The organism is Streptomyces sp. Pv4-95 (assembly GCF_045782725.1).
Lineage (GTDB): Bacteria > Actinomycetota > Actinomycetes > Streptomycetales > Streptomycetaceae > Streptomyces.
The window spans coordinates 183,128-209,141 of sequence record NZ_CP127172.1; the positions used below are offsets into that span (position 1 = coordinate 183,128).

Here is a 26,014-nt window from a genome sequence, read left to right on the forward strand (position 1 = left end):
GTCACCCGGGAGATCACGCCCTATCACCTGCTCGGGCCGTCCGGGCAGCGGCCGTTTCAGGTTGTGTACGTCCTTCGCATGCGCTGGTCGTATGCGGCGGCGCTGTCCAGGCCCATGGCAGCGCGACGTTCGTCCAGGCCGTCAGGATCATGGACGGGCTGGGGCCGCAGGCCGTTGCCGTCGTCGGCGTACTGCGTGCCGTAGATCTGCCGCTTGCCCGCAGCAACCAGGACGCGGTCCGTCAGGTAGGCGAGATGGCGGGCCGGTGCGTCGCCGGCTTCGACGGCGGCCTTCAGGTGTTCCAGCGCCTGACTCTGGAAATCAGGGTCGCGATCGGCGTGCTGGACCAGGAGCCACGCCTCGTCGGCGGCGCGGTCACCGACGAGGGCGGTACCGGGCCAGCCGTGCTCGGCGATGACGGTCTTGATCCAGGCTGTGTTGTCGACGTCGATCTGTGCGAGGCCCTCGGCTTCGCCTGTCTCGATCCAGAGATTGCGGGCTCGCTGGTCGGCGTCGGCACGGCGGTGGAGCTCTTCAGCCAGGTCGGTGCGGGTCATGTTGTCCGGCGCTCCATTCCGGTCCCTCGTCGCTGTCTCGGGTGACCTTGGTCGATTCACCGCCAGTCGCATGTGCTGTTGCCTTCCGCGTACAGGCGTCATTCGCACCTAGCCTCGTTGCCGCGCCTCCATCGTCACCGCGAGCGCGAAAAGCAACTGCCTGTCGACAGCGTCCTCGTGCACGGTCAGTCGGTACCAGTCGCCGAACACCTTGGGCTTGTCGATGCTGAACACCGGCTCGCCATCCCGCGCGAAGTCGAAGTGGTATTTCACCAAGGCCCCGGCGATCTCTCCGACCGCGTCGAAGAGCATCAGCAGCCGCCGGGCCCGCGCAGTCGCGACGCTGCGCTCGGTACCGGTGAGCCTGCCGAGACCGGGCTGCTCGTACTCCCAGGTCGTGCGGTCGACCGACTTCCTCGGCAGTACCCCGAACGAGCCGAGCAGCTGGCCCTCGTGGTCGAACGCCTCGTAGCCGGTCAGGGCGGCGAGCCGGCCTTTCGAGCTCTCCCGGACGGTCACCAGCTTCTCGCTGCGCCGCTCGTCACCATAGATGTCCAACTCGTCGGACATCTTCAACTGCTTCTCGGCGTAGCCGAGCGGCTTGCCTGGTTTCCCGTTCCCGTCGTCGGCGGAGATCCGGTACTTGCGCTTGAGACCGAGCGAGGTCTTGCGGACGTGATAGATCGAGGTCGGCACGCTACACAGGGTATTCGGCCCTACTGCGACACCGATGCCGGCAATCGGCCATCCGTCGGCGCACGGCAGTTGAAGCCGACCGACCCACATCAAGTGAGACAGCCGAAGGTTTGCGGCGCGCCTTACCTACCCGCCGTGCTCATGCCAGAGGGCCCCGTCATGCACGGCGTAGCCGGCCCGTAAGCTTCCGGCGTCCTTCCTTCCTTGATCATCTGGACCGGAGTCCACCATGCCCATAACCCGTTTGTCCGCAGCAGCTTCGATCGCCTCAGCCCTTGCTGCCGGCGTGCTGCTCGTCGGCTGCTCGGTCTCTGCGTCGACCCACGGGGCGGAGTCCACGCCCAAACTGTCCGCGGACAAGCTGGCCACCACAGTCGCCAAGAAGCTCGCCGCCACAACGGGCCAGCCGACGCCGCACATCACATGCCCCGAGGATCTCGTCGGCAAGGTGGGCACCACCACCCGGTGCAAGCTCACCGCGGACGACGGCAGCACCTTGGGAGTGTCGGTCACTGTGTCCTCAGTTGAGGGATCCCAGATCAACTTCAACGTCAAGGCCGACGACACGCCCACCCCGGCGCGGTCCGCAAACTGACGATGGAAGACCGCCGCTGAGCAGCCGGGCTTCCCAGAACCGAGGGCCATTCGGTCCCAGGACATGCGTCCGGCGGCGGCCAGGTTACGGCGACGTGTGGAGTCTCGACCTCTGGGCGCCGTTCCCCGCCGGTCACCGTCCGGCCGGCCGGCCCACGGCAGCGCCGTCAGGCCCGGACGGTGCGGCGGTTGGCCGGGCACCGGTCGACCGCCGCTCTCATCTCCGGCGGCCGAACGCACGACAATCCGCCGTGCATACCCTCGGCCGCTACAGCAACGACAGGTCTTGGGTGGCTCCCAGACGTGTGGTCATTGCTCCAACGCCACCGCCTCTCAGCGCCAGCGCCAGCACCCCCATCTCAGTCCCTACTGGCCTACTGCGGGAACAGAAACCAGGCATGAATGCAGCCTGGGGCTTCTTCGCACCCCGGTGCATCCAGCAGGGCGGCTTCCGGTGAGCGCCCGTCAGCAGGCAACAACGGGAGGGTCGGAAGGTGTCCTCGGAGGCCGCAGCCACGCCCCGAGCCGGCAAGCGTGCCGCGAACTCTACGGCGACAACCGCAAGCTCCTGCGCAACTCCTTGGCTGACGGCTCCGGGGACTGGATGCCCGCGTCCTGCCCCCTGATCTCAAGTGATCTGGGCCGATGGCATCCCCCGATGAACGGGCCCTTCGGGTGGTCCCGCCCCTCCGGTTGGGCCGAAAAGGCGGTTTCTGCACCTTCCGGGCGTCGCTGGTCGTTGGCGCGGTGTCCTGTTGGGTTTCGAGCCCGGAGCTGAAGTGCCCACTCCCGCTGTACCGTCCCCGCCTCCTGAGCTGTTGGCCGCACGGGTGCAGGACCCATACCCATATTTCGCGTGGCTGCGCCGACACGCTCCCGCGTACGCGGAGCGCAGGCCTGGTCGCACCACCGTGTGGCAGATCTCCCGCTACGTGGACGTCCGGGCTCTGCTGACCGACGGGCGACTGAGCAAGGACCCGGGCCGGGTTCCCGGCTACGTCCCCGGGCCGACGGGGCTCAACCGGCATGTCGTCCACGCCGATCCCCCGGACCACACCCGCCTGCGGGCCCTGGTGAACGCGGCGTTCGTCCCCCGCCGGATCGCACAACTGGAAACCGTCATCGCGGACACCGCGAAGCGGCTGCTGGACCAGGTCCAGCATCAGGCTCACGTTGACGTGATCGCGGCCTTCGCAGCTCCCCTGACCTTCCGGATGATCTGCACGATCCTCGGCGTCCCCGGAGAACTGGACAACCCGGCGACCCGCGACACCCTCATGGCCACTATCGCCCCTGCTCCGGGCATGGACATGCCCCGGATGGAGAACGACCTTCACACTCTGCTGGACGTCCTGATCGCCGGCAAACGTAGCGGGGGCGAGCGCAGCGCAGTGGACCTCCTGGGCGCTCTCGTACGGGCCAGTGACGAAAGTGGGGCGATGAGCGAGGCGGAGCTGCGCTCCACCGCCTACCTGCTGCTCCTGGTCGGACACGACACCACGATGAACCTCATCGGAAACGGCACGCTTGCCCTGCTCCAACACCCCGGCCAGGCCGCCCTTCTCACCGGATCGCAGGCCGACCCGGGCGTAGTCGCCACCGCGGTCGAGGAACTGCTGCGCTACGACTCCCCGGTCCGGGACGCGACCTTCCGGTGTGCCGCAGAACCGTTTTCGCTCCACGGACAGCAGATCAGCAAGGGAGACATCGTCAGTCTCCTGATCGGCTCAGCCAACCGGGACGACACCCGCTTCCCGGACGCGGACCGGCTCGATGTGGCCCGAACACCCAATGACCACCTCGCCTTCGGCTACGGACCTCACTTCTGCATCGGCGCCGCCCTGGCCCGCCTCGAAGGCGCCGTCGCTCTCCCCCTGTTGCTCCAGCGCCTGGGCCCCGTGCAGCTGGCCAAGCCGGCCGCCGAGCTCGCCTGGCGACCGACCCGGGTCATGCGCGGACTTGCCGCACTGCCCGTCGTCCGAGCCTGACCACTCCCGCCCACCGCACCAGAACCTCCCCCAGATCAGGAGTACACCGGATGGACAGCCAAGACCCCGTGGTGGTGACCGAACCGCGCCCCGGAGTTCTGCTCATCACCCTCAACAGACCCCGCGTCCGCAACGCCATCAACCAGGCCCTGGCCGATGCCGTGGACGCGGCCCTCACCCGCCTGGATACCGACCCCTCCCTGGCCATCGGCATCCTGACCGGGGCCGGCGGCCACTTCTGCTCTGGCATGGACCTCAAGGCCTTCCCCACCGATGGCGTCCCGCTCGTCGCCGACCGCGGACTCGCCGGCCTGACCCGCGCCCGCCTCCGCAAACCGCTCATCGCCGCTGTCGAGGGCGCGGCCGTCGCCGGCGGCTTCGAACTCGCCCTGGCCTGCGACCTCATCACCGCGGCAGACACCGCGTTCTTCGCCCTGCCCGAAGTCGCCCGCGGGCTGGTCGCCGCCGAAGGCGGAGCCATCCGCCTGCCCGGTCGCCTCCCCTACCACGTGGCCATGGAAATGCTCCTGACCGCCACCTCATTGCCCGCCCCGGACGCAGCACGGCACGGTCTCGTCAACCAGCTCGCACCCGAAGGCCAGGCTCTCGCCGCGGCCCTCAGCCTGGCCGAACGCGTACAAGCCAACTCCCGCGACGCCGTCCACGTCACCAAGCAGGTCGTCCAGGACACCCGCGGCCTCGACGACCACACCGCCTTCGCGGTCCAGGACCCCCTCAGCGCACCCGTCTTCTCCACCACCAGTGCCACCGAGGGCGCCACCGCGTTCACCGAGAAGCGTCCACCGGCCTGGCAGCGGTAGGACTCCAATCGCCAGCAGACCTCGCCGCCCCAAGAAGAGGCCAGCCAGTACGCCTTAACGCAGCGCCCGGGGCGGGGCGGCCGCCGGAGCGGACCAGACCAACCGACACATCAGCCACCACCCATGGTCAGGAGACTGGAACGACTAAGACCTGCGGCTACCGGCTCCGTCCCAGACGACCGGCCCACCGCAGGTCTCGGCTCTCTTCACCGATCAGATCGTTTGAGACGGGACAGCTCGCCGCGCATCCGGGCTTCGGCCACAGGGGCGTTCACACGTTCTCGTACTCCCGGCGGGCCTTGCGCTGAGCCGGGACGACCGGGACACCGCGGTGCCGTCGAGGGGCCGGCAGCGGGCGTGGCCCGGCCGCAAGTACGAAACCGCGTCAGCACCCGCGCCCCAGCCGCGCGGCATGACCGTTCTCACGGCCAACGGCTGTAGGGATGTCCCCCAACGCCGAACTCATCAGGGCTGCTGCCGGCTTCTCAGCTCAGTCGTTCCATCGTTTGCGTTCGAACGCGGCCGGTCCGGTTACCAGGGTGTTGGGGGGCACGTCCTTCGTGACGACGGATCCGGCACCGACCACCGCACCATGCCCGATCGTGACACCAGGGAGCACGGTGACCGCCGCACCGAGCCAGGCGCCGGCCTCGATGGTGATGGGCGCTCGCGTGATGAACTCGCTCCGCTCGGACGCCGGGAGCGGATGATCCGAGGAAATGAGGTTGGTCTTCGGGCCGATCAGGACACCGTCGCCGAGACGGATGCCACCCTGATCCAGGAAGGTGCAGCCCTGATTGACGAAGACGTGCTCGCCGAAGTCGATGCGGAGCCCGTGGTCGGTGTAAAAGGGCGGGTAAACGGTGACCGAGCCGGGGAGCGGCTTGCCGACGATCTCGGACAACAGGGCCGCGCGCGTGGCCTTGTCGCTGAAGGACAGTACGTTGAGCCGCGACGTCAGCGTGGTCACGTGCTCGATGCGCTCGGCAACCCGTGCGAACTCGGGAGTGCGCACGTAGAGGCGGTTTTGATCAGGCATGGGTTTCCTCACGAGGGGGCGCTTGGGCCGGAGCCGTGGAGTGGCACCGTTGGTTACCACGGTTGATCAACCAGAGGTTGACCAGACTCATGAAAGCGACCAGGCCACGCTGGGATCAAACAACGATCACGACGCGATCAATCAACTGTTAGTTGTTCTTCTAGGATGAGCGGCATGGACGTCACTGCCGTGCGCACCTTCGTCGCCGTCGTGGACGCGGGCCAGTTCCAAGAGGCCGCCATCGACCTGTCGATCACTCCGCAGGCGGTGTCCAAACGCGTTGCCGCACTCGAAAAGGAACTCGGCGTCCAGCTCTTCACCCGGGATGCGCGCGGAGCGCGGCCCACCGTCGACGGGCAGGCGTTCCTGCCCCACGCCCGCGGACTCCTCCAGGCCGCCGAGCGGGCCGTCGCCTCGGTACGGCCAGGCAGCCGGGCGTTGCGCGTCGACGTGATCGGCCGCCAGCTCTCCCTGGCGGGTCTGCTGCGCGGCTTCCACCTGGCGCACCCCGACACCGAGCTGGACGTCGTGACGTTGTTCGACTCCGACACGGCCGTCGCCGCCGTCCGGGACGGAACCATCGACGCGACGTTCCGTGCGGCGCCCATGCCGGGCCGGCAGCTCCCCCGCGGAACGGAAGCCACTCCCGTCTTCGACGAACCGCTGCACCTGTTCACCGGACCGGGGCACGAGTTCGCGAACGCCTTGGCGATCACTCCCGCCCAGCTCGCCGGCCGCCGGATCTGGATGCCCGGCAACCTGCCCGGCACCGAGTGGGCCGCCTACTACGAAGAGCTCGCGGCCACCTTCGGCATCCTCATCGACTCGGTCGGCCCAGACTTCGGCATCGAGCCCCTGCTCGACACCATCGCCAACTCCACGACGCTGGCCACCTTCGTCAGCGAGCAGACCCCCCTCGTCTGGCCCGTCGGCCACGACCTGCGCCGCATTCCCATCAAAGACCCAACGCCGCTCTACCCCCACTCACTGATCTGGCGCGTCGACAACCCGCACCCCTCCCTGGCCGCCCTGCGCCGCCATCTCACCTCCGCCTACCCCGGCCGACCGAACAACGGCGCCTGGGTACCGAACTGGAGCCGGCCCGCGCAGCCGAATTCACCCTGAACGGAAAGGCGAGGAGAGACACCGTCCCGATCGCGGTGAGAGCCCGAAGCCTGGTCGAGTTCGGCGTAGGCGAAGACGAGCCGGCGCGCGTCGCAGCGGTGTCGGGATCCGGTTGGTGGAAGCATTCCTGCGCAGACCGCAGCACTGCCGCTCGCATGGAGAGGAAGCCACCGTGTCGGAGGAAGACAATTACGCCGAAGCGATCAGGCAGCACATCGCCACGCTCAAAGAGAACCTCCGACAGGAGGAAGCCAACGTGGCCAAGCTCAAGGCCGACCAGGACCGGCTCAAGGCGAACATCGACAAGTACGAGCAGGAGCGAGCGGAACTCATGAAGGCCCTGGCCGAGGCGGAGGCGCAGGAGAAGTAGGTTTCGCCGGAATGGGAGAAGCACGGCTCACCGTGTCGCGTGCCGACGGGTGGTGAGCAGGGGATGCCACCGAACTGCGCGCCTGCACCGTCTCCCACCAGCTCGTACAGGTGCACCGACACGCCGCAGTCGGAGCTCGGACCGTGTGTTCTCCCCGGTGGTCGCCAATGCGACAGGGGCCAAGGTCATGCCTTGGCTCCGACCGCTGTTCCATCGATTCCCCGAGCCCCGTTTTCGGGACGCCTGCCGGCACCGCGAAGGCCCGGGGACAGAGATGGGCCGGGGCCTTCCTCGCGTACAAGGACTGCTCAGTCGGCAGCTGCCGACTTGCTGGGCCTCCCCTGTCCCAGGCCACGGCCGACCGCGGCGAGCAGCACCGGACCGCACCCGGCGGCCGCCGGCTCAGCCATCGTCCCCCAGGTCGGCCTCCACCAGAGCGGACAGCTGATCAGCATGCTCGAATGCCCTCCGCCCACATAGTCGGCACCACCTGGGCACCGCGACCCAGGCCGCCGGCTCGGCAGCCCTGCCCTCCTCCTCGCGTGCGGCGGCCAGATCGCCGCCGCAGACAGCGACGTCGTCCAAGAGGGTGGCTGCGCGGCTCGGCGTCCGGCCCGCGGAGCGCTCTTGGCCGTCGGCCGGATACCGCGGCACAACTGCGCCAGGCGCGTTGCGCCGCGGCTGCCGGTCGGGCCGGCCGGCTTCCCCACGTGCCCGACCCCCTCCACACTGACCAACGTCGGTCAGCCTGCGCATCAGGATCTGGACATACTGGACGGCCCAGATGCCGATCAAGACGGTCAGCGACGCGGACTGACCACGCGTGCCGGTCAGTTCTGGCTGACGGTGGCGGGCTCGCCCTGGCCGGGGTGGTCGCTGACGGTCGTGTCCCCATCGGCGCTGTCGTGATCTTGGGGGTCGGAGTCGGCGATCCGTGGGGGCAGCTTCACCGCGACGACGATCGTCACCAGGGCGAGAGCGGCCGTGACACCAAAGGCCAGCTTCATTCCGCTCACCTGCGCAGGTACGGCAGATACGCCATCGGCGACCAGCTGGGTGGTGCGCGCGGACATCACCGTCACCACAAGGGCCGTCCCGAACGCTGCGGCGACTTGCTGCAACGTCCCGAGCATCGAGCTGCCGTGGGAGTACAGATGCGGGGGAAGCCCGCCCATGCCGAGCGTGAAGACCGGGGTGAACGTCGCCGCCAAGCTCACCATCAGCAGCGCGTGCAGGCCCAGCACCTGCCAGTACGGCATCGTCGTGGAGACCTGGGTGAACCCGCCGAGAGCGAGGACCATACCGATCGAGCCGGGCACCACCAGCAGCCGACCACCGAATCGGTCGAAGATCTTTCCGATGGACGGTCCCAGCAGGCCCATTCCCAGACCGCCCGGCATCACCAGCAGGCCGGTCTCCAGCGGGCTGAGCCCACGCAGGTTCTGCAGGTACAGCGGCAGCAGGATCATCGCCCCGAGCATCGCCAAGAACCCGATGGACAGGAGGGCCAGCGACAGGCCGAAGGTGCGGTGCCCAAGGGTGCGCAGGTCCATCAGAGGCGCACCGGTGCGTTGCAGCTTGAGCTGACGGATCACGAAAACCGCGATGGCCGCGCCGCCGGCGATCACGATGCCCGTGGCCAGCCCGACCTTTCCGTCGCTGTCACCGAAGAGGCTCAGGCCGTACACCAGGCCACCGAACCCGAGTGCCGCCACGCCGACGCTGAGCCAGTCGATGGAGCTCACCTGGGGGTCGCTGATGTTGTCCAGTTTGCGCAGCCCGAAGAAGGTCACCAAAGCCGCGATCGGCACGACGACCACGAACAGCAGTCGCCAGGAGCCGACCTGCAGAATCAGTCCCGACACAGCAGGTCCGAGCGCGGGGGCCACAGAGATCGCCAAGGTGACGTTGCCCATCACCCGGCCGCGGTCGTGATCGGGCACCACCATCATCAACGTGGTCATCAGCAAGGGCATCATCACGGCTGTGCCTGCGGCCTGCACGACCCGGCCCAGCAGCAGCACCTCGAAGGAGGGCGCCACGGCCGACAGGACAGTACCCGCGAGAAACACGCCCATGGCTATCGCATAAGCCTGGCGCGTGGTGACCCGCTGCAGGAACCAACCGGTGATCGGAATCACGACGGCCATGGTGAGCATGAACACAGTGGAGACCCACTGCGCCGATTGCTCGCTGATGCGCAACGAGTGCATCAATCGCGGGATGGCGTTGATCATGATGGTCTCGTTGAGGATCACCACGAAAGTGGCCAAGACCAGCAGCCGCACCACCGTCGGTGTGCGGCCCGCCTTCACGGCAGGTCGTTCTGGGGTTACAGCTGACATTGCAGCACCTCGCTGGGCTTCCTGATCGCAGTCGCCTCGCAGCCGAGGGCCGCCGGCATCATGTGGGTCGTGAACACCGGTAAGACCTGCACGACCGGCAGGACTCATCGGTCCGGTCAAATTGTTTCGCATCGTTGCCAAGATCTCCCCCGATTTTCGTATGAGCCACGAAGGTCCACCGCAGCCGGGCGGCCCCACGCTGCCCCGAGTCCGAGGAAGCTCAGGGGCGAACAGTGGGGCGCTCTGCGCAGCGGGCCCAGCGCCTCGTAGCGACCTTCCGGCTCCTTGAGATCGCGAACGAATGAGGTCGAGACGAGGCGTTTTGCGGTCGGCCCCCGGTCCGCAAACCAGGCGGCGCCTTCGTTGATCATTTGTCCCTGCACTGCGCGCCGTCGGTCGTTGCTGCCAGGGTGTCCGACGGCTCTCCCCCGCGCTCTCCCGCAGCCGGGCCGAGGGCCACCGCCAGGGCCGGGACCCCGCGCATGGGCAGCGAGACATCGCCCAAGGTCCACGTCGTTGGCGGACCTCTCGCGACGCTCCGCATTCCACTGCCAGGCGCCGGATCCCCAGGCCCCAGCAAGGTCCTGTCCGGCAGATCATGCCTAGGAGAGACCGTTGCCCTGAACGCCCATCTGCGGCATCGCCGTCCGCGAGAGAGGAAGAATGAGCGGCATGACCATGGTGAAAGACATCGATCTCCGCGGGATGCAGCACTGTGAGACGACGGCGCTGGGCGTGCTGCTGCGGCATGAGGGGATCGACTTGTCCGAGCCCATGCTGTTCGGGCTTGGGTCCGGGCTGTCCTTCATCTACTGGGACAGCAAAGGGATGGGCTTCCCCTTCCTGGGAGGCCGGGTCAAGCCGTTCGAGCTCACCAGGAACCTGGCCGCCGCGCTCGGGCTTGAGCTGCTGGTCGCGGAAACCACTTCCCCGCGGAAGGCATGGCAGAACGTGGCGGCACCCCTCGACGCCGGTCGGCCGGTCGGCCTTCAGCTCGACAGCTACCACCTGGACTACTTCAGCAGCAGGGTGCACTTCGGCGGACACGTCGTAGCCATGTACGGCTACGACGAACAGGACGCCTACCTGGTGGACACCACCCCGCAGGGCGGAGCCGTCTCGACCAGTCTCGCCGGCCTGGCCACAGCCAGGGCCGAACGCGGCCCCATGACCGCCAAGCACCGCTCCTTCACCCTCACGGCACCCAGCACGCTGACATCACCGCAGGACCGGGTCATCCCCGCGATCAAGACCTGCGCCGACGCGTTCTTGAACCCGCCTATCTCGAACCTGGGCCACCGGGGCATCGAGAAGACCGCCAAGCTGGTGCCGAAGTGGCTGCAGCGCAGCGACAATCCGCGGGAGGACCTGCCACAGGCCGCCGCTCTCATGGAGAGGGCCGGCACCGGCGGCGCCCTGTTCCGCAATCTCTACCGGGACTTCCTCGCCGAGAGTGCCCAGCTGATCGGCAGCAGCCACCTGCGCACTGGCCACAGCCTCTATACCGAGGCTGCCGCCCTCTGGACACAGGTAGCCGCCCTCGTCGCGACAGCAGGCGAATCATGCGACGCGAAGAACCTTGCGGAGGCCGGCTCCATCCTCCACGAACTCTCGCGCATCGAACGCGATGCGATGCAGGCACTCAACATGCTCTAGGGGCCTGGTCCTGCGGGTGGAGCGCCAGGCGCGACCGGTCAGATTGCAGCTCTTCGCTGGCGGGGCTTGGTCACGGCCTCCGCCGGAGGGGCTTCACGACGCTCTGGGAGGGCTCCAAGCTGCACAGAGGCCACGTTCTTTGGAGAAGGACGCCCCGAAGGGACGGGGCCTCGCCTCCGACAGAGTGAACTGCTCAGTGACGGAATGGGCACACGGTGTCCGATGCCGAAGGACGATAGCGTGACAGCCCGCCGGACCTCGGGCCATCGGGCTCGGTGCGGCACGACGCGGGAGATTCGATGAGTACACGATTCCAAGAACTCGACTGGCGTCAGACGCCGTTGGGTGAGCTTGCGCTGCGCCGACGGTGGTACCCGGGTATCGACAAGAACGTCTACGAGATCAAGCTCAACGACGAGTTCCTGATGTCGAGCCTGTTCACCGTCGCCGAGGAGGAGTTGGGACGGCTGGCCCTCGCGGAGCTGACTGGCCCCGCGCTCGATGTCCTCGTCGGCGGGCTCGGACTCGGTTGCACTGCCGAGGCGGTACTGGCGGACGAGAGCCTGCGCTCCCTGGTCGTCATCGATGCCCTCAGCGAGGTGATCGAGTGGCACCAGAAGGGGCTGATTCCCGCTGAGGTGGCATCGGATCCCCGATGCACGTTGGCGCATGGCGACTTCTTCGCGCTGCTCCGCTCCCCCGGCGGGCTCGACCCGTCCGACCCGGGCCGACGGTTCGATGCGATCATCGTCGACATCGACCACTCGCCAAGTCACCATTTGCACCCCTCGCATGCCGATCTTTACGAGACCCAAGGTCTGCGGCGGTTGAGTGAACAGCTCCTTCCCGGTGGAGTGTTCGCGCTGTGGTCCAACGAAGCACCGGACGAGCGATTCACCGCCACGCTTCGGCAGGTATTCACCGAGGTGAGGGCCGAGGTCGTCACCTTCGACAACCCCTTGCAGGGGCGCGAAGCCGCCAACACGGTCTACCTGGCGAAGCGGGCCCTCGGCGAGTAGGCACAACCGATAACGCTGCCCAGAACCCCGGCGCCGAGGCGCCGGCGACGGATCTGCGAGCCCGATGGCGCCGAAGCGCCTCTCGACAGGGTCGTCCGCGGCTATCGGGCCCTGGGTGGACCGCCCTCGCACTTAGTGCCAGCGGCCTGGCGGACGTGCCCCGCTGTAGGGCGTGGCGCGGCTCACGTGGCGGGCCCTCCCGGCCGGCGAGGTCGATGATCTCGCCGGACCGATTGCCTTAGCGCGGCGTGCAGGGGCAGCGGTGCCCGTCGCTTGGGCGCCTGAGCCTCCCCGAACTGCTGGACGACCAGGCCGACCGCCCCTACGCCCCCCCTGCCGCACGGGGGCTTTCTCGTGGGCATCAAGCACGCAGCCCCACCCACCAGTGCGGCCCGGACTTGCCATACCTATCGATAATCAATAGATTTCTATTGCTATTCGACCAAGGGGAGTGACGATGGGAAAGCTGACAGTGCTTGCGCTGCGCGCCGTGATGGTGGCGCTGTTCGCCGGGTCGGTGTTGGCCCAGACGGTGATGGTGGCGATGCCGGCGGGCGTCATCGAGGAGGGCGCCCTCTCGGACCGCCGCACTTCTGTGCTCGTGATCATGGCCCTGGGCGTCCTTACGGTCCAGGTAGTGCTGGTCTGTGTGTGGCAGCTGGTGACGATGGTGCGACGGGGAACCGTGTTCTCCCACGCCGCCTTCCGCTATGTCCATCTGGTGATCGGCGCGTTCGCGGCGGCCGCTCTCCTGGTGTTCGCGCTCGGGGTGGTCCTGGCGCCGGGCGAGGCCGTGGCCCCGGGTGTTGTGGTCCTGCTGGGTGGGGTTTCCCTGGCGGTCTTCGGGGTCGCGCTCATCGTGCTCGTGCTGCGGGTGCTGCTCGCACAGGCCCTCGCGCGCGACGTCGAGGCGTCGCGCTTGGGCGCCGAGCTGGCCGAGGTGATCTGATGCCGATCGTCGTCGAGATCGACGTGATGCTGGCCAAGCGGAAGATGTCTGTGGGCGAACTGGCGGACCGGGTGGGGATCACACCCGCCAACCTGGCGGTCCTCAAGAACGGCCGCGCCAAGGCCGTGCGCTTCACCACGCTCGCCGCGCTCTGCGAGGTGCTCGCGTGCCAGCCCGGAGACCTGCTGCGCTGGGAGCCTGAGAACCCCGGGGACGGGGACAGAGCCGCGCACGAATCCGGAGCGTCCGCACCAGCTGGATCCGCCGCCGGGTGACCGCAGCCGCGGTAGTTGGCCCCCGGCACCCCGGCACCCGATCACCGGGTACGACGACGCCGGCGACCTCCGCACGCCTCACCCCCACCGGCCCGGGCCGTCGCCGCGCTGCCCGTAGCCGGCCGGCGCCTGCCGCGCACCGATGACGGGCCCCACACGGAACAGAGCTAACGATGACGACAGCCCACCTCTGCCGCCCCCTCGGGGCCACGGACAGTACCGACGTACTGGTGGTCGGGGCCGGACTGGCCGGTTTGAACACCGCCACACTCCTCGCCCGCCAAGGCCACGACGTGCTCCTGGTCGAACGCCGAACCAACCTTGCCGGCGCGATCCGCACCACCGGAATCTTCGTACGCAAGACACTCGACGACTTCCCCCTGCCCCCCGACTGCCTCGGACCACCGATCCGCCGCGTGGTCCTCTACCCACCCAACCTGCGCCGCCCGGTCAGCCTCACCAGCCCCCGCGACGAGTACCGGGTGGGCGACATGGCGCCGCTCTACGAAGCGTCGGCCGCCGCCGCGACCGCCGCCGGCGTACGCATAGCGCTGGGCACGCGCTACGCCGGCCGACAGGGCAACACCTTCCACCTGGCCGGCCGCGACAGGCTGACCATGGTCCGGGCCCGCTACGTCGTCGGCGCCGACGGAGCCCGCTCAACAGTCGCCCGCGACCTCGCTCTCGACCGCAACCGCCACCTGATCGTCGGCGCCGAAGAGGTCTTCGAAATGCCCGGAAGCGACGAGCCACCGACCTTCCACTGCGTACTCGACCCCTCACTCGCCCCCGGCTACCTGGCTTGGGTGGTCAACGACGGGAAGCACGCACACGTCGGCGTCGCAGGCTATGCCGACCGTTATCCCGACGGACTTCGCCGGGCAGCGGAACGGTTCAGCGCCTCAGCGCCCGGTCTGACCGGCATCAAGCGGCCCGAACGGGTGGAGCGGCGCGCAGGCCCCATTCCCGTCGGCGGCCTGCTGCGCCGGATCAGCTGCGCCGACGGGCTTCTCGTCGGGGACGCGGCAGGCGCTGTCTCCCCTCTCACCGCCGGCGGCCTGGACCCCTGCCTACGGCAGTCGGAACTCGCAGCCGAAGTCCTCAATGACGCGCTGCACACCGGAAAACCCGAAGCGATGACCCACTACGACGGAGCCGCACTCCGCACCCACTTCCGCGGACGACTCACCCTGCGCCGGGGATTGGCCCACGTCCGGACGCCGGCGACAGCAGCAGCGGCATTCACCCTGCTACGCACACCGTTCGGCCGGGCCGCGGCAAGCAGAGTCCTCTTCGGCGACAGATCCTTCCCCGACCACACACCCAATTGAGCCCACCACGGGCCGCTTCACGTTCGGCTGACTGCGGGTGATGGGCCAGGCAGCACATGGAGCGATGGCCTCAAGTAGGACGACGCTCATGACAAGGCCGATCACGTACGCCATTCCGGCTCACGGTGGCAGCAGCGACTCGATCAGATCCCAAAGCCGGTCCTCGACCACCCGCTGTGTCGCAGTCCCCGCCACGACAGAGCACGATCGCGGACCAAGCTCACAAGATCACGTAACGACACACCCGGCTATGGCCGAGGAGCATGTCCTAGGCCGAGTTGCTAAAGGGCTGGACCCAGTGGAGTGTGGCGGCGAGGCACTGACCGGAGTGGTGGGTGCGGGCGGTCTTGTCTGATCGCATCGCGAGCCCGGGCCACTGCTTGAGCTTGTTGAAGCAGCGCTCGATGACGTTGCGGCCCCGGTACCGCTGCCGCTGCTCGTCGCCGAAGTCGATCGGGCGGCCAGGTCGCTTGCGGCGGTGGGCGATCTGATCGTCACGTTCCGGGATCGTCGTGGCGATGCCGCGCTCGCGCGCCACGCTCGGTTCGCCCTGGACGGGTAGCCCTATCCGCCAGCAGCCGGTCCGGGCGCTGACGTGGCCGCCCGGTCGCGCCGGCCACGCGGATCTCGTCGAGCGTGTCGGGCAGCATGATCGTGCCCGCGACCTGGCCACCGGTCAGGACGAAGCCCAGCGCCCGCCCCTTGCCGTCGGCGACCAGGTGCGTCTTGGACGTCAACCCGCCACGGGAGCGGCCGATCGCGTGATCAGCGGGTCCCAGAGGCCCGAGCACGGCCCACGCCTCATCAGAGATCACGTCACGCGACACAAGCTCAAGGCTGGGCCCGATCACTTCGAAGACTCTCCAGCAACACGCTCCGAGGCTGGCCGAGACTCGTTGCCCGCGCGCACCACGAAGCGTCTGCTGGTCAGACGGGATCGGTGAACGAGATCGGCTTGCCGGTGGCGTGGGCATATGCGATTTCCCTGCTCGTGGACTCGCCGATATACCCACCGGGGTTGACGACCAGAACCCGGTCAGCCAGGTCGATCTTGCGCAGGTGGAGGGCGTCCAGCGCGGTCTTCTGCTCGTTGGTGATCAACTCGTCCGCTTCGCCTGGCGCGACGACGATGACACCTGCGAAGGTCAGATCACGGTTCGCCGCACGCATCTCGTCCACGAACCGGGTAGAGCCGCAGATGCAGACAATCTCAGGTCGGTCGGGCACGGCTCAGTCCTTCGGTCGAACGGGGAAACCGTCAGTGTGCACGTTGACATCACAGACAGGCGCACGAGCCAGCAGTTTGCGCAGCGAGATGGACCCACGCGGCTGCACCGTCGCAGGCGGGAGGCGTGGCCCGTACTGGGAATGGCGCTGCTCGACGGCGAAGTCTGGGGTGCACCCGGCTCACCAGCTTCCTTTAGCAACACGTCCTGGTACGGCAAGGCTTGATGCGGGTTTGGTGCTGTCGTTGACGGCGCGGGTTGGACCAGTGCAGGACGTGATCCTTCGAGGCTGGTCGGCGGTGAGTGAGTCGGTGAATCAGGCGCCGCAGTGCTCAGTTCGGTGCCTCTGCGGGTGCACCGTTCCCCCCTACGGCCTCAACTCTCCCTGACCACATGACAGTTATTGAGGACGCACCGACAACTCACGCGCCAAGCGGGATCTTGACGCCGGCGCACACATGGTTCGCCTAGTCTCGGGGGATGGAGTGGACCGACCCGCGCGACATGGACGAGGACGAGCACGCCGAGTACCTGCGCGAAGAGAAGGCCCGAGACCACATCAGCGCCCACAATCCGGTGCTGGAGAAGTGGCTGGTGCAACAGCGCACCGGATTCCCCGCCTGGGCGAAGGAACGCGCCGGCCGCGGGCCGTGGGACTTCACCGTGGGTTCTCTCCCCCGGCTGGAAGCGCTCGTCCGTGCCGCATTCGACAGCCCCGCTCAGGCCCGCAAGGTGATGGACACGCCGCTGGTCGCGGTTGCGGCCTGGTACCTCGGTGAGGTCCACAACCGCGCCTTCGGCACCCAGTGGCAGCTCCACCCCTCCTTCGCCGACGACAACCCCCTCGACCACCGGCCGCATATCACCCTGCCCTGGGAACGCCGGGAGGAATTCCACTACACCGACCCCGAGCACATCGAGGACGACGCGCGCCCGATCTACTCCCCCACCGAGATCTTGTGCAACCTCCCCGCCCGGCCTACGGACCAGGGCCTCCTGCACCGCATCAGTAACCGGTGGCAGGTACCCACCACCTGCGACGATTCGTCCTGCCGATACCACCCCAACAGTTAGGGGTTGTCTCACGTGGCAAGGTTCGCGAGCTTCTTGTAGCAGGTCAGAGCGGCGGCCATGGCCAGGCCTCGGCTCTGCCGGTCGTTGCGGACCACGTATGGGATCTTGAGAGCACGAACAGCCCATGGCAGGCTCATGCCGCATGATCGATGAATTCGCGAAAGACAACCTGCACGGGAGACTGCGGCGCGACCGCAAGGCGCTGCTCTGGAAACTCGACGGCTTGTCCGAATACGACGCCCGCCGACCTTTGACAGCGACCGGGACCAACCTCCTCGGCCTGGTCAAACACGTGGCCACCGTCGAGGCCAGGTACTTCGGCGAGGTCTTCGACCGCCCTTCCCCGGAACCGCTGCCCCGGTGGCAGGACTCCGACGGCAGCGATCAGTGGGCGACCGAGGACGAGACCCGCGCTCAGATCATCGGGTTCTACCGGCGCACGTGGGAACACTCGGACGCGACGATCAATGAGCTTCCCCTCGACGCCCCCGGCCACGTGCCGTGGTGGCCGGAGCCTTCTCCCAACACGAACCTGTTCGCCATCCTGGTCCATGTCCTCGGCGAGTCCATCCGGCATGCCGGGCACGCCGATATCCTGCGCGAGGGCCTCGACGGCCGGACCGGGGTGCGCGCCGAAAACGAGCAGCGGATCGACGAGGAAGCCCGCGCAGCCCACTGCGCGAAGATCGAGCAGGCCGCCAGGTCGGCCGCACCGATCAAGGCTTAGAGACTGTCTCACGTGACGTGATGTTCGTGCGGCATGACGCCGGTCGTGGGTGCTGATCTATCGAAGCACCGAGAACTCGCCGTACCGGACGGCAGGCTCCTCGTCCCGTCAGTCGCTGCTCGTCACTTCGACCCCGCGGCCACCAGCGTCGCGGTGATGGGTTCGAGCGCGGCGACCAGTTCGTCGAGCTCGCCGGGAGACAGGGCGTCGTACGGCGGGGCGGCGAGTTCGTCGGTAAGGGCTTCGATGCGTTGCTTGGTCTCACGGCCGGCGTCGGTGAACCGGCCGTCGGTGTCGACGAGCCCGCGCTCGCGCAAGCCGTCCATGACCGCGGCCAGCCGCTCCTTCGGCAGGTGATGGATGCGCCCGAACGACTCCGGCGGGTGGATGCCCATTTCGAGCGCGCTGAGCACGTGGGCCTCCGTGCCGCCGATGCGCGCGCCGACGAGAGCGGCGACGTGCCCGTCACAGCGGTGCTCGCGCAGCATGTTCGCGGAATGCCACAGTCGGGCGACCGGGTCGCTCGGCACCGGAAGCGTGCGCATCCCTGCGTACATCACCCGGCCTTCCGTGGGCGCGTTCGTCGCGGCTTTGGTGGTCAGGTCGGCGGCGCGCACCAGGCTCGGGGAGTCGGCCGACTCGTCGCCGAGGATCCGCCGAAGGGAGGCCGTGCTGCCCCGCTCCCGCGCGGCGATGGACGCCTCGGGCGGGATCGTCTCCCACGCGCTCGGGATGTGCCGCGCGACCTCCCCGTCGGCGAAGCTGTAGAAAGCCGCGTGCACGACCTGCGCCGGCACCCGCCCCAGCGGCGCGGCGCGGCTGGCGAAGTAGCCGTCCCAGTAGGTGCGGTGGCCGAGCGCGGCCAGCTCCTCGTTGCACTCGTCTGCGAAGAAGGTGACCAGGCAGATCGGCTCCAGGAGCTCGAACATGCGACGGGCGGTGTGAGCCATGGTCCACATCATGCCAGCGGGCACGCCCCGTGGAGCAGTACGAGCGGCTCCATCAGTTCCTGGGTGCGGCAATCGATCGTCCGACTTCCGGTGGCCCGAACAGCTCCAGAAGCGGCGATGCATCCGGCAGGGAGGGTTCGCCGGCATACGGGCTGTGCGTCAGGCGGCCACCTATGCAACGCCGCCCGGAGCGGATGTGGAACGTTCTATCGTCGAAGCCGTTGAGTGTCCGCGCTGGTGGCAACGTGGTCGAGGCGCGGCGAAAGGGGCGCATCGGTTGCCTGGCGGCCCAGCTCGACCCGTACCACCCACCGGCAGGCACTCGCCGCATCGCTGCCCGCACTCTGTGAAAGGGTGCCCGGCTCACCGCCCAACCAGCCAACACGCCGACGGGACACTACTCCCCCGCCCAGAAGGACGACGCCATGACCACCCCGCACGCCTTCCCCCTGGAGCCCACCCCGATCCATGTGTCCGACGAGGTCCTCGATGACCTGCGCGCCCGTCTCACACTGACCCGTCCGCCGCTGGACGAGGGGAATGAGGACTGGTCCTACGGCGTCCCGGACAGCTGTCTCCGTGAGCTGGTCGCCTACTGGCGGGACGGCTACGACTGGCGCACGGCCGAGGCCGCCATCAACGCCTACGAGCACTACCAGGCGGCCGTCGCCGGTGTCCCGGTGCACTTCATGCGCAAGCCCGGCAGCGGCCCCCGCCCGATCCCGTTGATCCTCACCCACGGCTGGCCGTGGACGTTCTGGCACTGGTCGAAGGTGATCGACCCGCTCGCCGACCCGGCCGCGTTCGGCGGTGACCCCGCCGACGCGTTCGACGTCATCGTGCCGTCCCTGCCCGGCTTCGGTTTCCCCGGCCCGCTCACCGGCTTCTCGGACGTCAACTTCTGGAAGGTCTCCGACCTCTGGCACACCCTGATGACCGAGACCCTGGGATACGAGAAGTACGCCGCAGGGGGCTGCGACATCGGCGGGCTCGTCTCCAGCCAGCTCGGCCACAAGTACGCCGACGAGCTGTACGGCATCCACATCGGCTCCGGGCTGCCGCTCGACTTCTTCACCGGCCCCCGCGCCTGGGACTTCGCCCGGAACCGGCCCCTCACCGACGACCAGCCCGACGGCGTCCGCACCCGCATCATCGAGATGGACCACCGCTGGGCGTCCCACCTCGCCGTGCACATGCTCGACGGCGCCACTCTGGCCCACGGCCTGAGCGACTCACCCGCTGGACTGCTCGCCTGGCTGCTGGAGCGCTGGAACGCCTGGAGCGACAACGGCGGCGATGTCGAGTCCGTCTTCAGCAAGGACGACCTGCTCACCCACGCCACGATCTACTGGGTGAACAACTCCATCGCCACGTCAATGCGTTACTACGCCAATGCCAACCGCTACCCCTGGGCCCCCGCCCACGACCGCACCCCGATCGTGCAGGCCCCGGTCGGCCTCACCTTCGTCACGTACGAGAACCCGCCCGGTATGCACACCGCCGACGAGCGCGTCCGGGCGTTCAAGACAGGCCCGCAGGCCGACTGGTTCAACCACGTCAACGTCAACGCCCACGACCACGGCGGTCACTTCATCCCCTGGGAGAACCCCGACGCCTGGGTGAGCGACCTGCGCCGCACCTTCCACGGCCGCAGGCCCTGAACGACCCTGGCGGCCATTCCTTGGGGTTGGGGTAGCCGTCCCCCACCGGTCGGCACGGAGGCGCCAGTGGCCCGACCACCTCCACTGTCGGAAGCATCGGGGTGGGATCTGCCGGTGCTGTCTTGTCAGGGCATCTCGGTGAAACGGACCGACCAGGCATAGCCGCGCGAGCCGTCGTGCGGGACTCGCCTGACTTCGTTGACCAGGCAACCGTCGTGGGCATACTTACGGGCGAACCGGTCGAGGCGCTGCGCGTCGGTGAGATCCTCCATGGACAGCGGCGCTCCGACCACGAGGTCTTCATGAAGGGCTGAATCCGGCGCGGAGTCGTCCGAGCAGGCCGAGCAAAGATGCGTTTTGGGTAGGGCCATACGGTCAGTGTCCTCCTAACCCGGCCACCACGACGTTCAATGCGCAAATGGCCGCGCTACAGAATCCCTCGGGTGCGTCACCGAATCGCGTGAACCCGTCCGGTTGCGGTGTCCGCGGCCGCCCTCATACGGAAGTAGCGAGCGATCCGCCCCCAGACTCGGGGCCCCGCCACCTGTGGGGATGGGGGTCCGAGGCAGAAAGAACCGTTGCTGACTACTTGGTCAGCCTTGAGGAGCAAGAGGCTGTGGCGCACCGCCTTCCTAGCAGTGCGTCGCAAATTCCGTGAGGACGATCAACAGGATCCGGCCTCGGTGACATGGCGTCATCCGGGACCGATCGCGGCCACCGTTCAGGACGCGGCTAGCGGACCGGCCCCTGTTCGTCGACGAATACGGTGGGCGTGGACAGGAACACCTCGTCGTTCACCGGGCCGTAGGCGATGTTGAACGTGTCCAGCCAGTACGACCAGTCCTGCATGCCCGCCATACTGCTGAAGCGATAGTTGAGCTGCCAGCGCACCCACTGACCGGGGGCAAGTCGCACCGCCGGGGGCCGTCGCGGCCGGGGCGGCAGGGCGAACAAGGGCTCCACCCGGGGCAAGACCCGCAGCCGGCCGTCGGCTTCACGGAGCTGGACATCGACCTTGCCACGGTCTTCCTGGGTGTCACACGGCTCGAAGCCGTCTCGCTCCTGCATACGAATCACGTGGGCGGAGGTTGCCTCGACGTGCGGGAGAGCGAAGCCGACCGGGGCAGCGTTCCTGAGCGAAGCAGCCTCCCCTCCCCGGGACTGCTTCGTCCAGGACGTCCGTATCCACTGGACGGTGATCTCCATGGCGACCCCCTGCCGACTCCTCGAGGAACTCCACTCTATGTCCGTGCTCAAGAATCACCGGGCCCCTCCGGCAGTTGCCGGTTGTGCCGACGGGCCGGCAGCAGGGCGTCGACACCCCCTCGCTCCCGTCCTGGCAGGACGAGCCCACCAAGCGCCGCGATTTGGCCTCCCTCGACATCACCGCAGGCCGGCAGGGGCTGCCCCTTGCCCAAGGGCCTCACGCGCCTGCTCCGACCGCCTCCTTGCCTACGGATTCTGCGGCTGGCGGAGGTAGCGCCGTCGGAGGGCTTGCTTGTCGACCTTGCCTACACGCGTGAGCGGCAGCTCGTCGATGGCCTCGATGATGTCGGGGACGAGGTGGTCCTGCCGCAGCACGTTGTAGAGATGGGTGCGAAGGGTGGCTTGCGCGTCGCAGGGTTCGTAGATGGTGAGCACGGCGTGGACGCGGTCGCAGCCGGTGTCCGCGTCCGGGACGCCGAACACGGCAGCTTCCCGCACTAGGGGGTGCTGGAGGAGAGCTTCCTCGATGACGCGGGGGTAGACGTGGGTGCCGCGGGTGTGGTGGATGATGTCCTTCGCTCGATCCGCCAGGAACAGTCGTCCCCGCTCATCCAGCCATCCCAGGTCCCCGGTGTGCAGCCAGCCGCCTTCGACCACTTGGGGAACGGTGTCGTCGTGCGAGAGGTAGCCGCTCATCATGCCCGGTCCGGAGACCCACACGTGGCCGGTCTCCCCGTGAGGGAGGGGGCGGCCCTGCACGTCGCGCACCTCGACGCTCGCGCCAGGCGCCGGCCGGCCCACCGAGGACAGGGCGTCAGGCGTCCCATCCACGTGGTCGGCAGGCGGCAGGCTGGTGATGAGGCCGGCCTCGGTGAGCCCGTAGACGCCCTGGAGCACGGGCCCGAAGCGCCGCAGTGCTTCGCGGAGGCGCTGTGGTGGGGTCGGAGCCGTTCCGTAGAGGACGCACCGCAGGCTGGAGAGATCGGTCGCGGCGAGGTCGGGGTGCTCCAGAACCCGGACCAACTGTGAGGGGGTGAGGGTGATGTGAGTGAGACGATCGGCGCTGACGGCTTTCAGGAGGCGATCTGCGTCGAAGCCCTCGTGCAGGAACAGGGTGCCGCCCGCCATCAGAGTGGGGATCCCGACGTACCACGACAGGTGGGACATCTCGCCGTGCAAAAGGCGCCGCACGCCTGCGCCGTCGGCGTCGGCCATCGCGTCGAGGAGCGCCTCGTACATCCGGTGGGTGTGGACCACTCCCTTGGGTGTCCCGGTGCTCCCCCCGGTGCACAGCAGCGTGCGGATCTGGTCCCGGGGCGCGCTCTGCGGCACGTACGGCTCGCCGAACCGGCGTGCCGTGGCCTCGGCGAGCAGATCCGTAGACTCCGGATCGGGTCCCAGGGAAAGCAGGCGCCCGCAGGGCACTGCCACAGCCAGGTCCTTGGCAGTGGCGGCATCCGCGGGATCGAAGACCAGCGCGGCCGGCCGCAGTTCCCGCAGAAACGCTTCCAGCCCCGGACGTGCGCTGTCCCTGGCCAGGTGCGCCACCGGTCGGCCGAGCACATGGCCGGCGAGGTGGACGGCAAGGGTGTGAGGACGGTTCCCGGCCAGGATGGCAACCGGCCCCTCCCGCTCCACACTCCCGCGCAGGGCGGACACCATCTGCGAGGTGACCTGAGCCAGGTCCCGGTAGGTCAACCGCTGGGTACCCTGCGACAAGGCCAGCCGAGTCGCCCAGCGGCCGGTAGCCGCGTCCAGTAATTGCGCGACGTAGCTCCCTGCCATGGCCTCTCCTCACGCTGGAAATGGGACCGCAATCGATCAACAGCTGTGATGTGCCCTCGAACGGTGTCCCCACCCCGCCCCCACGCGCCTCTCACCCGTCGGGAGTAGTCGAGCTCGCACAAACCGGAAGGGCGCCACGGCCGGCCAGGACCCAATCCTCATCGACGGTCAGGCGCGGGACGCGCTTCATCCCACCCAACCGGCGCTGCCTGCTCCGCGGGCTCATCAGCGCATCCAGCACTCGACGGACGCAGGCTTGATGAGTCCGCCGATGGCCGACCCGAGTCGAACGGAGAGAGCACGAGGCGACCGGGGCGCCGCGGTCACGCGGGAGGGCGTGGTTGCAGGGCCCGTCGCTCCACCAGGGCGAGTCCCGGTATCGCATCGACTCGTTCCCCAGGCCGGGTGGCAGCCGACCGCATTCCACGGTGGAGGACATGAACAGTTCGGTCTTCCCCCGGCCCTCCGCACCCAGTGCGACACCCTCGCACACCTGAGCGATGCACTCGCCCTGCATCGGCGGGAGGGAGGAGGGTCCCCCTTGCCCCGTTCAGACCTCACCGAGACGCGCATCAGACGCCGTGCTGTTTGCCTGGAGGCACAGCCGTGGCACCGGGCCGCAACCGTCGAACAGTAGGAGCGAGGCGGTCGAGTACCGGAGATCCCCTCCCCTACCCAAGGAGCCGAGATGGCCAGACACAAGAAGCTCGACATGCAAGCCGCAGAGGCTCACCGCAAGGACGGCCGGGGCGTGCATCGCCCAGAGCCACAGCGGCGAACCACAGGCAAGACGGGCAGAAGTGCACCGAGCCCGCCTCCTGCAACAACGGAGAACCAGACCGCGCCTTGAGCACGCCGCAGTCTGGGCCGCGGCGCACCACGTCCTGTTCAGTGAGCAGGAGCGGAGGTGGACCAGCGCCGGCGCGCCCCCGGAACCAGGCGGCCGGCGGGCCACGGAGGCCGGGCACCCTTGACGAGCTTTGCGGGTTTCGACCGCACTCCGCCTTCCGTCCGTCGACAGCGCGGCGATGCGTCCGCAGGATGGCGGCCGGTTGCGGGCCGTGATCGTGAAGTGCTGACGGCGATCTTGTTCGTGACGACTCCGGGCTGCATGTGGCGGCAGTTGGCGCCGGTGTTCGGGTCGGCCTGACCCGCGGCCTGCGGGCGCTTCGCGCAATTCAGACACCGAGCCCCCTCAAACCTTCTACCAACGGCGTTGCCCCAGATGAACGGCCCAGTGTTGCTACGAACGCCGCCAGGGCACTCCCCCGCGAGGGATCTCTCGACGAATGGTGTGTGACATGCGCGTACTTCTCGTTGGTGCGGGCGGCGTCGGAACCGCCGTCACCCATATCGCGGCCCGCCGCGACTTCCTCACCCACATGGTCGTTGCCGACTACGACCTGACGCGCGCCGAGGCGGCAGTCGCCGCGCAGGAGCAGCACAAAGGGCGGTTCAGCTCACGCCGCTTGGACGCCTCGCACGAGGACGCGGTACGCCAAGTCCTCATCGACGAACGCTGCGACGTACTCCTGAACGCGACCGACCCGCGATTCGTGATGCCCCTGTTCAACGCCGCGCTCACCGCGGGCACGCACTACCTGGACATGGCGATGTCACTGTCCCAGCCGCACACCACCGCACCCTACGAGCAGTGCGGAGTAAAGCTCGGCGACGAGCAGTTCGCCCAGGCCGAAGCCTGGGCACGCTCCGGCCATCTCGCCCTGGTCGGCATGGGCGTGGAGCCGGGGCTGTCAGACATCTTCGCGCGGTATGCGGCCGATGAACTCTTCGACGAGATCGAGGAGATCGGTGTGCGCGACGGCGCGAACCTCACCGTCGAGGGCTACGACTTCGCACCCTCCTTCAATATCTGGACAACCATCGAGGAGTGCCTCAACCCGCCGGTGATCTACGAGAAGGACCGCGGGTGGTACACCACGGCGCCATTCAGCGAGCCGGAGACCTTCGACTTCCCCGAAGGCATCGGCTCAGTGGAGTGCGTGAACGTCGAGCACGAAGAGGTGTTGCTCGTACCCCGCTGGGTGGATGCACGCCGGGTGACGTTCAAGTACGGACTCGGCGAGGACTTCATCGCCAAGCTCAAGACACTCCACGAACTGGGGCTCGACTCCACGACGAGGGTGACCGTCCCCGGGGTGAACAGGCTGGTCGAGGTCTCTCCGCGCGACGTGGTTGCCGCTTGCCTCCCTGACCCGGCCACGTTGGGCGACCGTATGAAAGGCAAGACCTGCGCGGGCACCTGGGTCAAGGGGACGAAGGACGGGGCCGCGCGCGAGGTGTTCCTGTACCACGTCGTCGACAACGAGTGGTCGATGCGCGAGTACAACTCTCAGGCCGTGGTCTGGCAGACAGCCATCAACCCGGTGATCGCCCTCGAACTGATCGCCCGAGGCACGTGGCGTGCCAGCGGCGTCCTCGGACCTGAGGCACTACCACCCCGGCCGTTCCTCGACCTGCTCACCGAGTACGGATCTCCGTGGAAGATGCGCGAGGAGCGCTGACATACACCCAGGCAATGCGCCCACTTCCTCGACCACGGCGCGGCCGTGAGGCCGTATTCCAGAGCACTCCCCCGTACGGGCACGAATGACTGCCG

The 26,014-nt window shown here is 68.1% G+C and carries 25 protein-coding genes; 14 read left to right on the forward strand and 11 right to left on the reverse strand.

Annotated elements, in window-relative coordinates:
- Positions 1 to 56: 56 nt before the first annotated feature.
- Both QOM21_RS00845 and QOM21_RS00850 read right to left on the reverse strand, forming a co-directional pair.
- On the reverse strand, positions 57 to 557 hold the full coding sequence (locus tag QOM21_RS00845) for a DUF6624 domain-containing protein (RefSeq protein ID WP_407547551.1): 501 nt from the start codon (positions 555 to 557) through the stop codon (positions 57 to 59).
- Positions 558 to 665: 108 nt separating this feature from the next.
- Entirely contained in the window at positions 666 to 1,253 is a 588-nt protein-coding gene (locus tag QOM21_RS00850; protein WP_407547552.1) for a hypothetical protein, read from the reverse strand.
- A gap of 229 nt (positions 1,254 to 1,482) precedes the next feature.
- Here QOM21_RS00850 and QOM21_RS00855 point away from each other — a divergent pair, with 229 nt between their 5' ends.
- From QOM21_RS00855 to QOM21_RS00865, 3 genes are all read left to right on the forward strand, one after another.
- Positions 1,483 to 1,848 carry a DUF4333 domain-containing protein gene (locus QOM21_RS00855; protein ID WP_407547553.1) on the forward strand — a complete coding sequence of 122 codons (366 nt, stop codon included), beginning with the start codon at positions 1,483 to 1,485 and terminating at the stop codon, positions 1,846 to 1,848.
- 910 nt (positions 1,849 to 2,758) lie between these two features.
- Complete coding sequence (locus tag QOM21_RS00860) at positions 2,759 to 3,835, forward strand: cytochrome P450 (protein WP_407547554.1); 1,077 nt, start codon at positions 2,759 to 2,761, stop codon at positions 3,833 to 3,835.
- Between the two features lie 50 nt (positions 3,836 to 3,885).
- Positions 3,886 to 4,656: a crotonase/enoyl-CoA hydratase family protein gene (locus QOM21_RS00865; protein ID WP_407547555.1), complete on the forward strand. Its 771-nt coding sequence runs from the start codon at positions 3,886 to 3,888 to the stop codon at positions 4,654 to 4,656.
- 490 nt (positions 4,657 to 5,146) lie between these two features.
- On the opposite strand, the gene QOM21_RS00870 is transcribed toward QOM21_RS00865, so the two are convergent.
- Complete coding sequence (locus QOM21_RS00870; protein WP_407547556.1) at positions 5,147 to 5,695, reverse strand: sugar O-acetyltransferase; 549 nt, start codon at positions 5,693 to 5,695, stop codon at positions 5,147 to 5,149.
- Between the two features lie 174 nt (positions 5,696 to 5,869).
- On the opposite strand from QOM21_RS00870, the gene QOM21_RS00875 reads away from it, so the two are divergent.
- Entirely contained in the window at positions 5,870 to 6,820 is a 951-nt protein-coding gene (locus QOM21_RS00875) for a LysR family transcriptional regulator (protein ID WP_407547557.1), read from the forward strand.
- 172 nt (positions 6,821 to 6,992) lie between these two features.
- Positions 6,993 to 7,190: a hypothetical protein gene (locus tag QOM21_RS00880; RefSeq protein ID WP_407547558.1), complete on the forward strand. Its 198-nt coding sequence runs from the start codon at positions 6,993 to 6,995 to the stop codon at positions 7,188 to 7,190.
- Positions 7,191 to 8,020: 830 nt separating this feature from the next.
- Here the strand turns inward: QOM21_RS00880 and QOM21_RS00885 are convergent.
- Positions 8,021 to 9,505 (reverse strand): MDR family MFS transporter, encoded by a 1,485-nt coding sequence (locus QOM21_RS00885; RefSeq protein WP_407547559.1) that lies wholly within the window; start codon positions 9,503 to 9,505, stop codon positions 8,021 to 8,023.
- A gap of 702 nt (positions 9,506 to 10,207) precedes the next feature.
- Here QOM21_RS00885 and QOM21_RS00890 point away from each other — a divergent pair.
- The 5 genes from QOM21_RS00890 to QOM21_RS00910 all read left to right on the forward strand — a co-directional run bounded on the left by QOM21_RS00890 (position 10,208) and on the right by QOM21_RS00910 (position 14,765).
- Positions 10,208 to 11,191, forward strand: coding sequence for a BtrH N-terminal domain-containing protein (locus tag QOM21_RS00890; protein WP_407555536.1), 984 nt, complete (start codon positions 10,208 to 10,210; stop codon positions 11,189 to 11,191).
- Between the two features lie 299 nt (positions 11,192 to 11,490).
- Positions 11,491 to 12,210 carry a spermidine synthase gene (locus QOM21_RS00895; protein WP_407547560.1) on the forward strand — a complete coding sequence of 240 codons (720 nt, stop codon included), beginning with the start codon at positions 11,491 to 11,493 and terminating at the stop codon, positions 12,208 to 12,210.
- 457 nt (positions 12,211 to 12,667) lie between these two features.
- A complete protein-coding gene (locus QOM21_RS00900) occupies positions 12,668 to 13,159 on the forward strand; it encodes a DUF2975 domain-containing protein (RefSeq protein ID WP_407547561.1) in 492 nt (163 codons plus the stop codon).
- On the forward strand, positions 13,159 to 13,434 hold the full coding sequence (locus QOM21_RS00905; protein ID WP_407547562.1) for a helix-turn-helix domain-containing protein: 276 nt from the start codon (positions 13,159 to 13,161) through the stop codon (positions 13,432 to 13,434). Before QOM21_RS00900 ends, QOM21_RS00905 begins: the two co-directional genes overlap by 1 nt.
- Positions 13,435 to 13,607: 173 nt before the next feature.
- Entirely contained in the window at positions 13,608 to 14,765 is a 1,158-nt protein-coding gene (locus QOM21_RS00910; protein ID WP_407547563.1) for an FAD-dependent oxidoreductase, read from the forward strand.
- A gap of 268 nt (positions 14,766 to 15,033) precedes the next feature.
- Here the strand turns inward: QOM21_RS00910 and QOM21_RS00915 are convergent, their stop codons facing one another.
- From QOM21_RS00915 to QOM21_RS00925, 3 genes are all read right to left on the reverse strand, one after another.
- Complete coding sequence (locus tag QOM21_RS00915) at positions 15,034 to 15,303, reverse strand: hypothetical protein (RefSeq protein ID WP_407547564.1); 270 nt, start codon at positions 15,301 to 15,303, stop codon at positions 15,034 to 15,036.
- Positions 15,260 to 15,502, reverse strand: a complete 243-nt coding sequence (locus QOM21_RS00920) for a hypothetical protein (protein ID WP_407547565.1) — start codon at positions 15,500 to 15,502, stop codon at positions 15,260 to 15,262. Before QOM21_RS00920 ends, QOM21_RS00915 begins: the two co-directional genes overlap by 44 nt.
- A 190-nt stretch (positions 15,503 to 15,692) precedes the next feature.
- The gene (locus QOM21_RS00925; RefSeq protein WP_086726831.1) at positions 15,693 to 15,992 is read right to left on the reverse strand and encodes a hypothetical protein; all 300 of its coding nucleotides are present in this window, start codon (positions 15,990 to 15,992) and stop codon (positions 15,693 to 15,695) included.
- Positions 15,993 to 16,471: 479 nt separating this feature from the next.
- Between QOM21_RS00925 and QOM21_RS00930 the strand changes: the two genes are divergently transcribed.
- Together QOM21_RS00930 and QOM21_RS00935 are read left to right on the forward strand one after the other, a co-directional pair.
- Entirely contained in the window at positions 16,472 to 17,065 is a 594-nt protein-coding gene (locus QOM21_RS00930; RefSeq protein WP_407547566.1) for a hypothetical protein, read from the forward strand.
- Between the two features lie 142 nt (positions 17,066 to 17,207).
- Entirely contained in the window at positions 17,208 to 17,792 is a 585-nt protein-coding gene (locus QOM21_RS00935; RefSeq protein ID WP_407547567.1) for a DinB family protein, read from the forward strand.
- A 122-nt stretch (positions 17,793 to 17,914) separates the two neighbouring features.
- Here the strand turns inward: QOM21_RS00935 and QOM21_RS00940 are convergent, their stop codons facing one another.
- On the reverse strand, positions 17,915 to 18,742 hold the full coding sequence (locus QOM21_RS00940; RefSeq protein ID WP_407547568.1) for an SCO6745 family protein: 828 nt from the start codon (positions 18,740 to 18,742) through the stop codon (positions 17,915 to 17,917).
- Between the two features lie 425 nt (positions 18,743 to 19,167).
- On the opposite strand from QOM21_RS00940, the gene QOM21_RS00945 reads away from it, so the two are divergent.
- Positions 19,168 to 20,403: an epoxide hydrolase family protein gene (locus QOM21_RS00945; protein ID WP_407547569.1), complete on the forward strand. Its 1,236-nt coding sequence runs from the start codon at positions 19,168 to 19,170 to the stop codon at positions 20,401 to 20,403.
- Between the two features lie 125 nt (positions 20,404 to 20,528).
- On the opposite strand, the gene QOM21_RS00950 is transcribed toward QOM21_RS00945, so the two are convergent.
- From QOM21_RS00950 to QOM21_RS00960, 3 genes are all read right to left on the reverse strand, one after another.
- Positions 20,529 to 20,774, reverse strand: a complete 246-nt coding sequence (locus QOM21_RS00950; RefSeq protein ID WP_407547570.1) for a hypothetical protein — start codon at positions 20,772 to 20,774, stop codon at positions 20,529 to 20,531.
- Positions 20,775 to 21,135: 361 nt separating this feature from the next.
- Positions 21,136 to 21,609, reverse strand: a complete 474-nt coding sequence (locus QOM21_RS00955) for a hypothetical protein (protein ID WP_407547571.1) — start codon at positions 21,607 to 21,609, stop codon at positions 21,136 to 21,138.
- Between the two features lie 246 nt (positions 21,610 to 21,855).
- Positions 21,856 to 23,394 (reverse strand): class I adenylate-forming enzyme family protein, encoded by a 1,539-nt coding sequence (locus tag QOM21_RS00960; RefSeq protein WP_407547572.1) that lies wholly within the window; start codon positions 23,392 to 23,394, stop codon positions 21,856 to 21,858.
- Positions 23,395 to 24,695: 1,301 nt separating this feature from the next.
- Here QOM21_RS00960 and QOM21_RS00965 point away from each other — a divergent pair.
- On the forward strand, positions 24,696 to 25,919 hold the full coding sequence (locus QOM21_RS00965; RefSeq protein ID WP_407547573.1) for a saccharopine dehydrogenase family protein: 1,224 nt from the start codon (positions 24,696 to 24,698) through the stop codon (positions 25,917 to 25,919).
- Positions 25,920 to 26,014 lie beyond the last annotated feature (95 nt).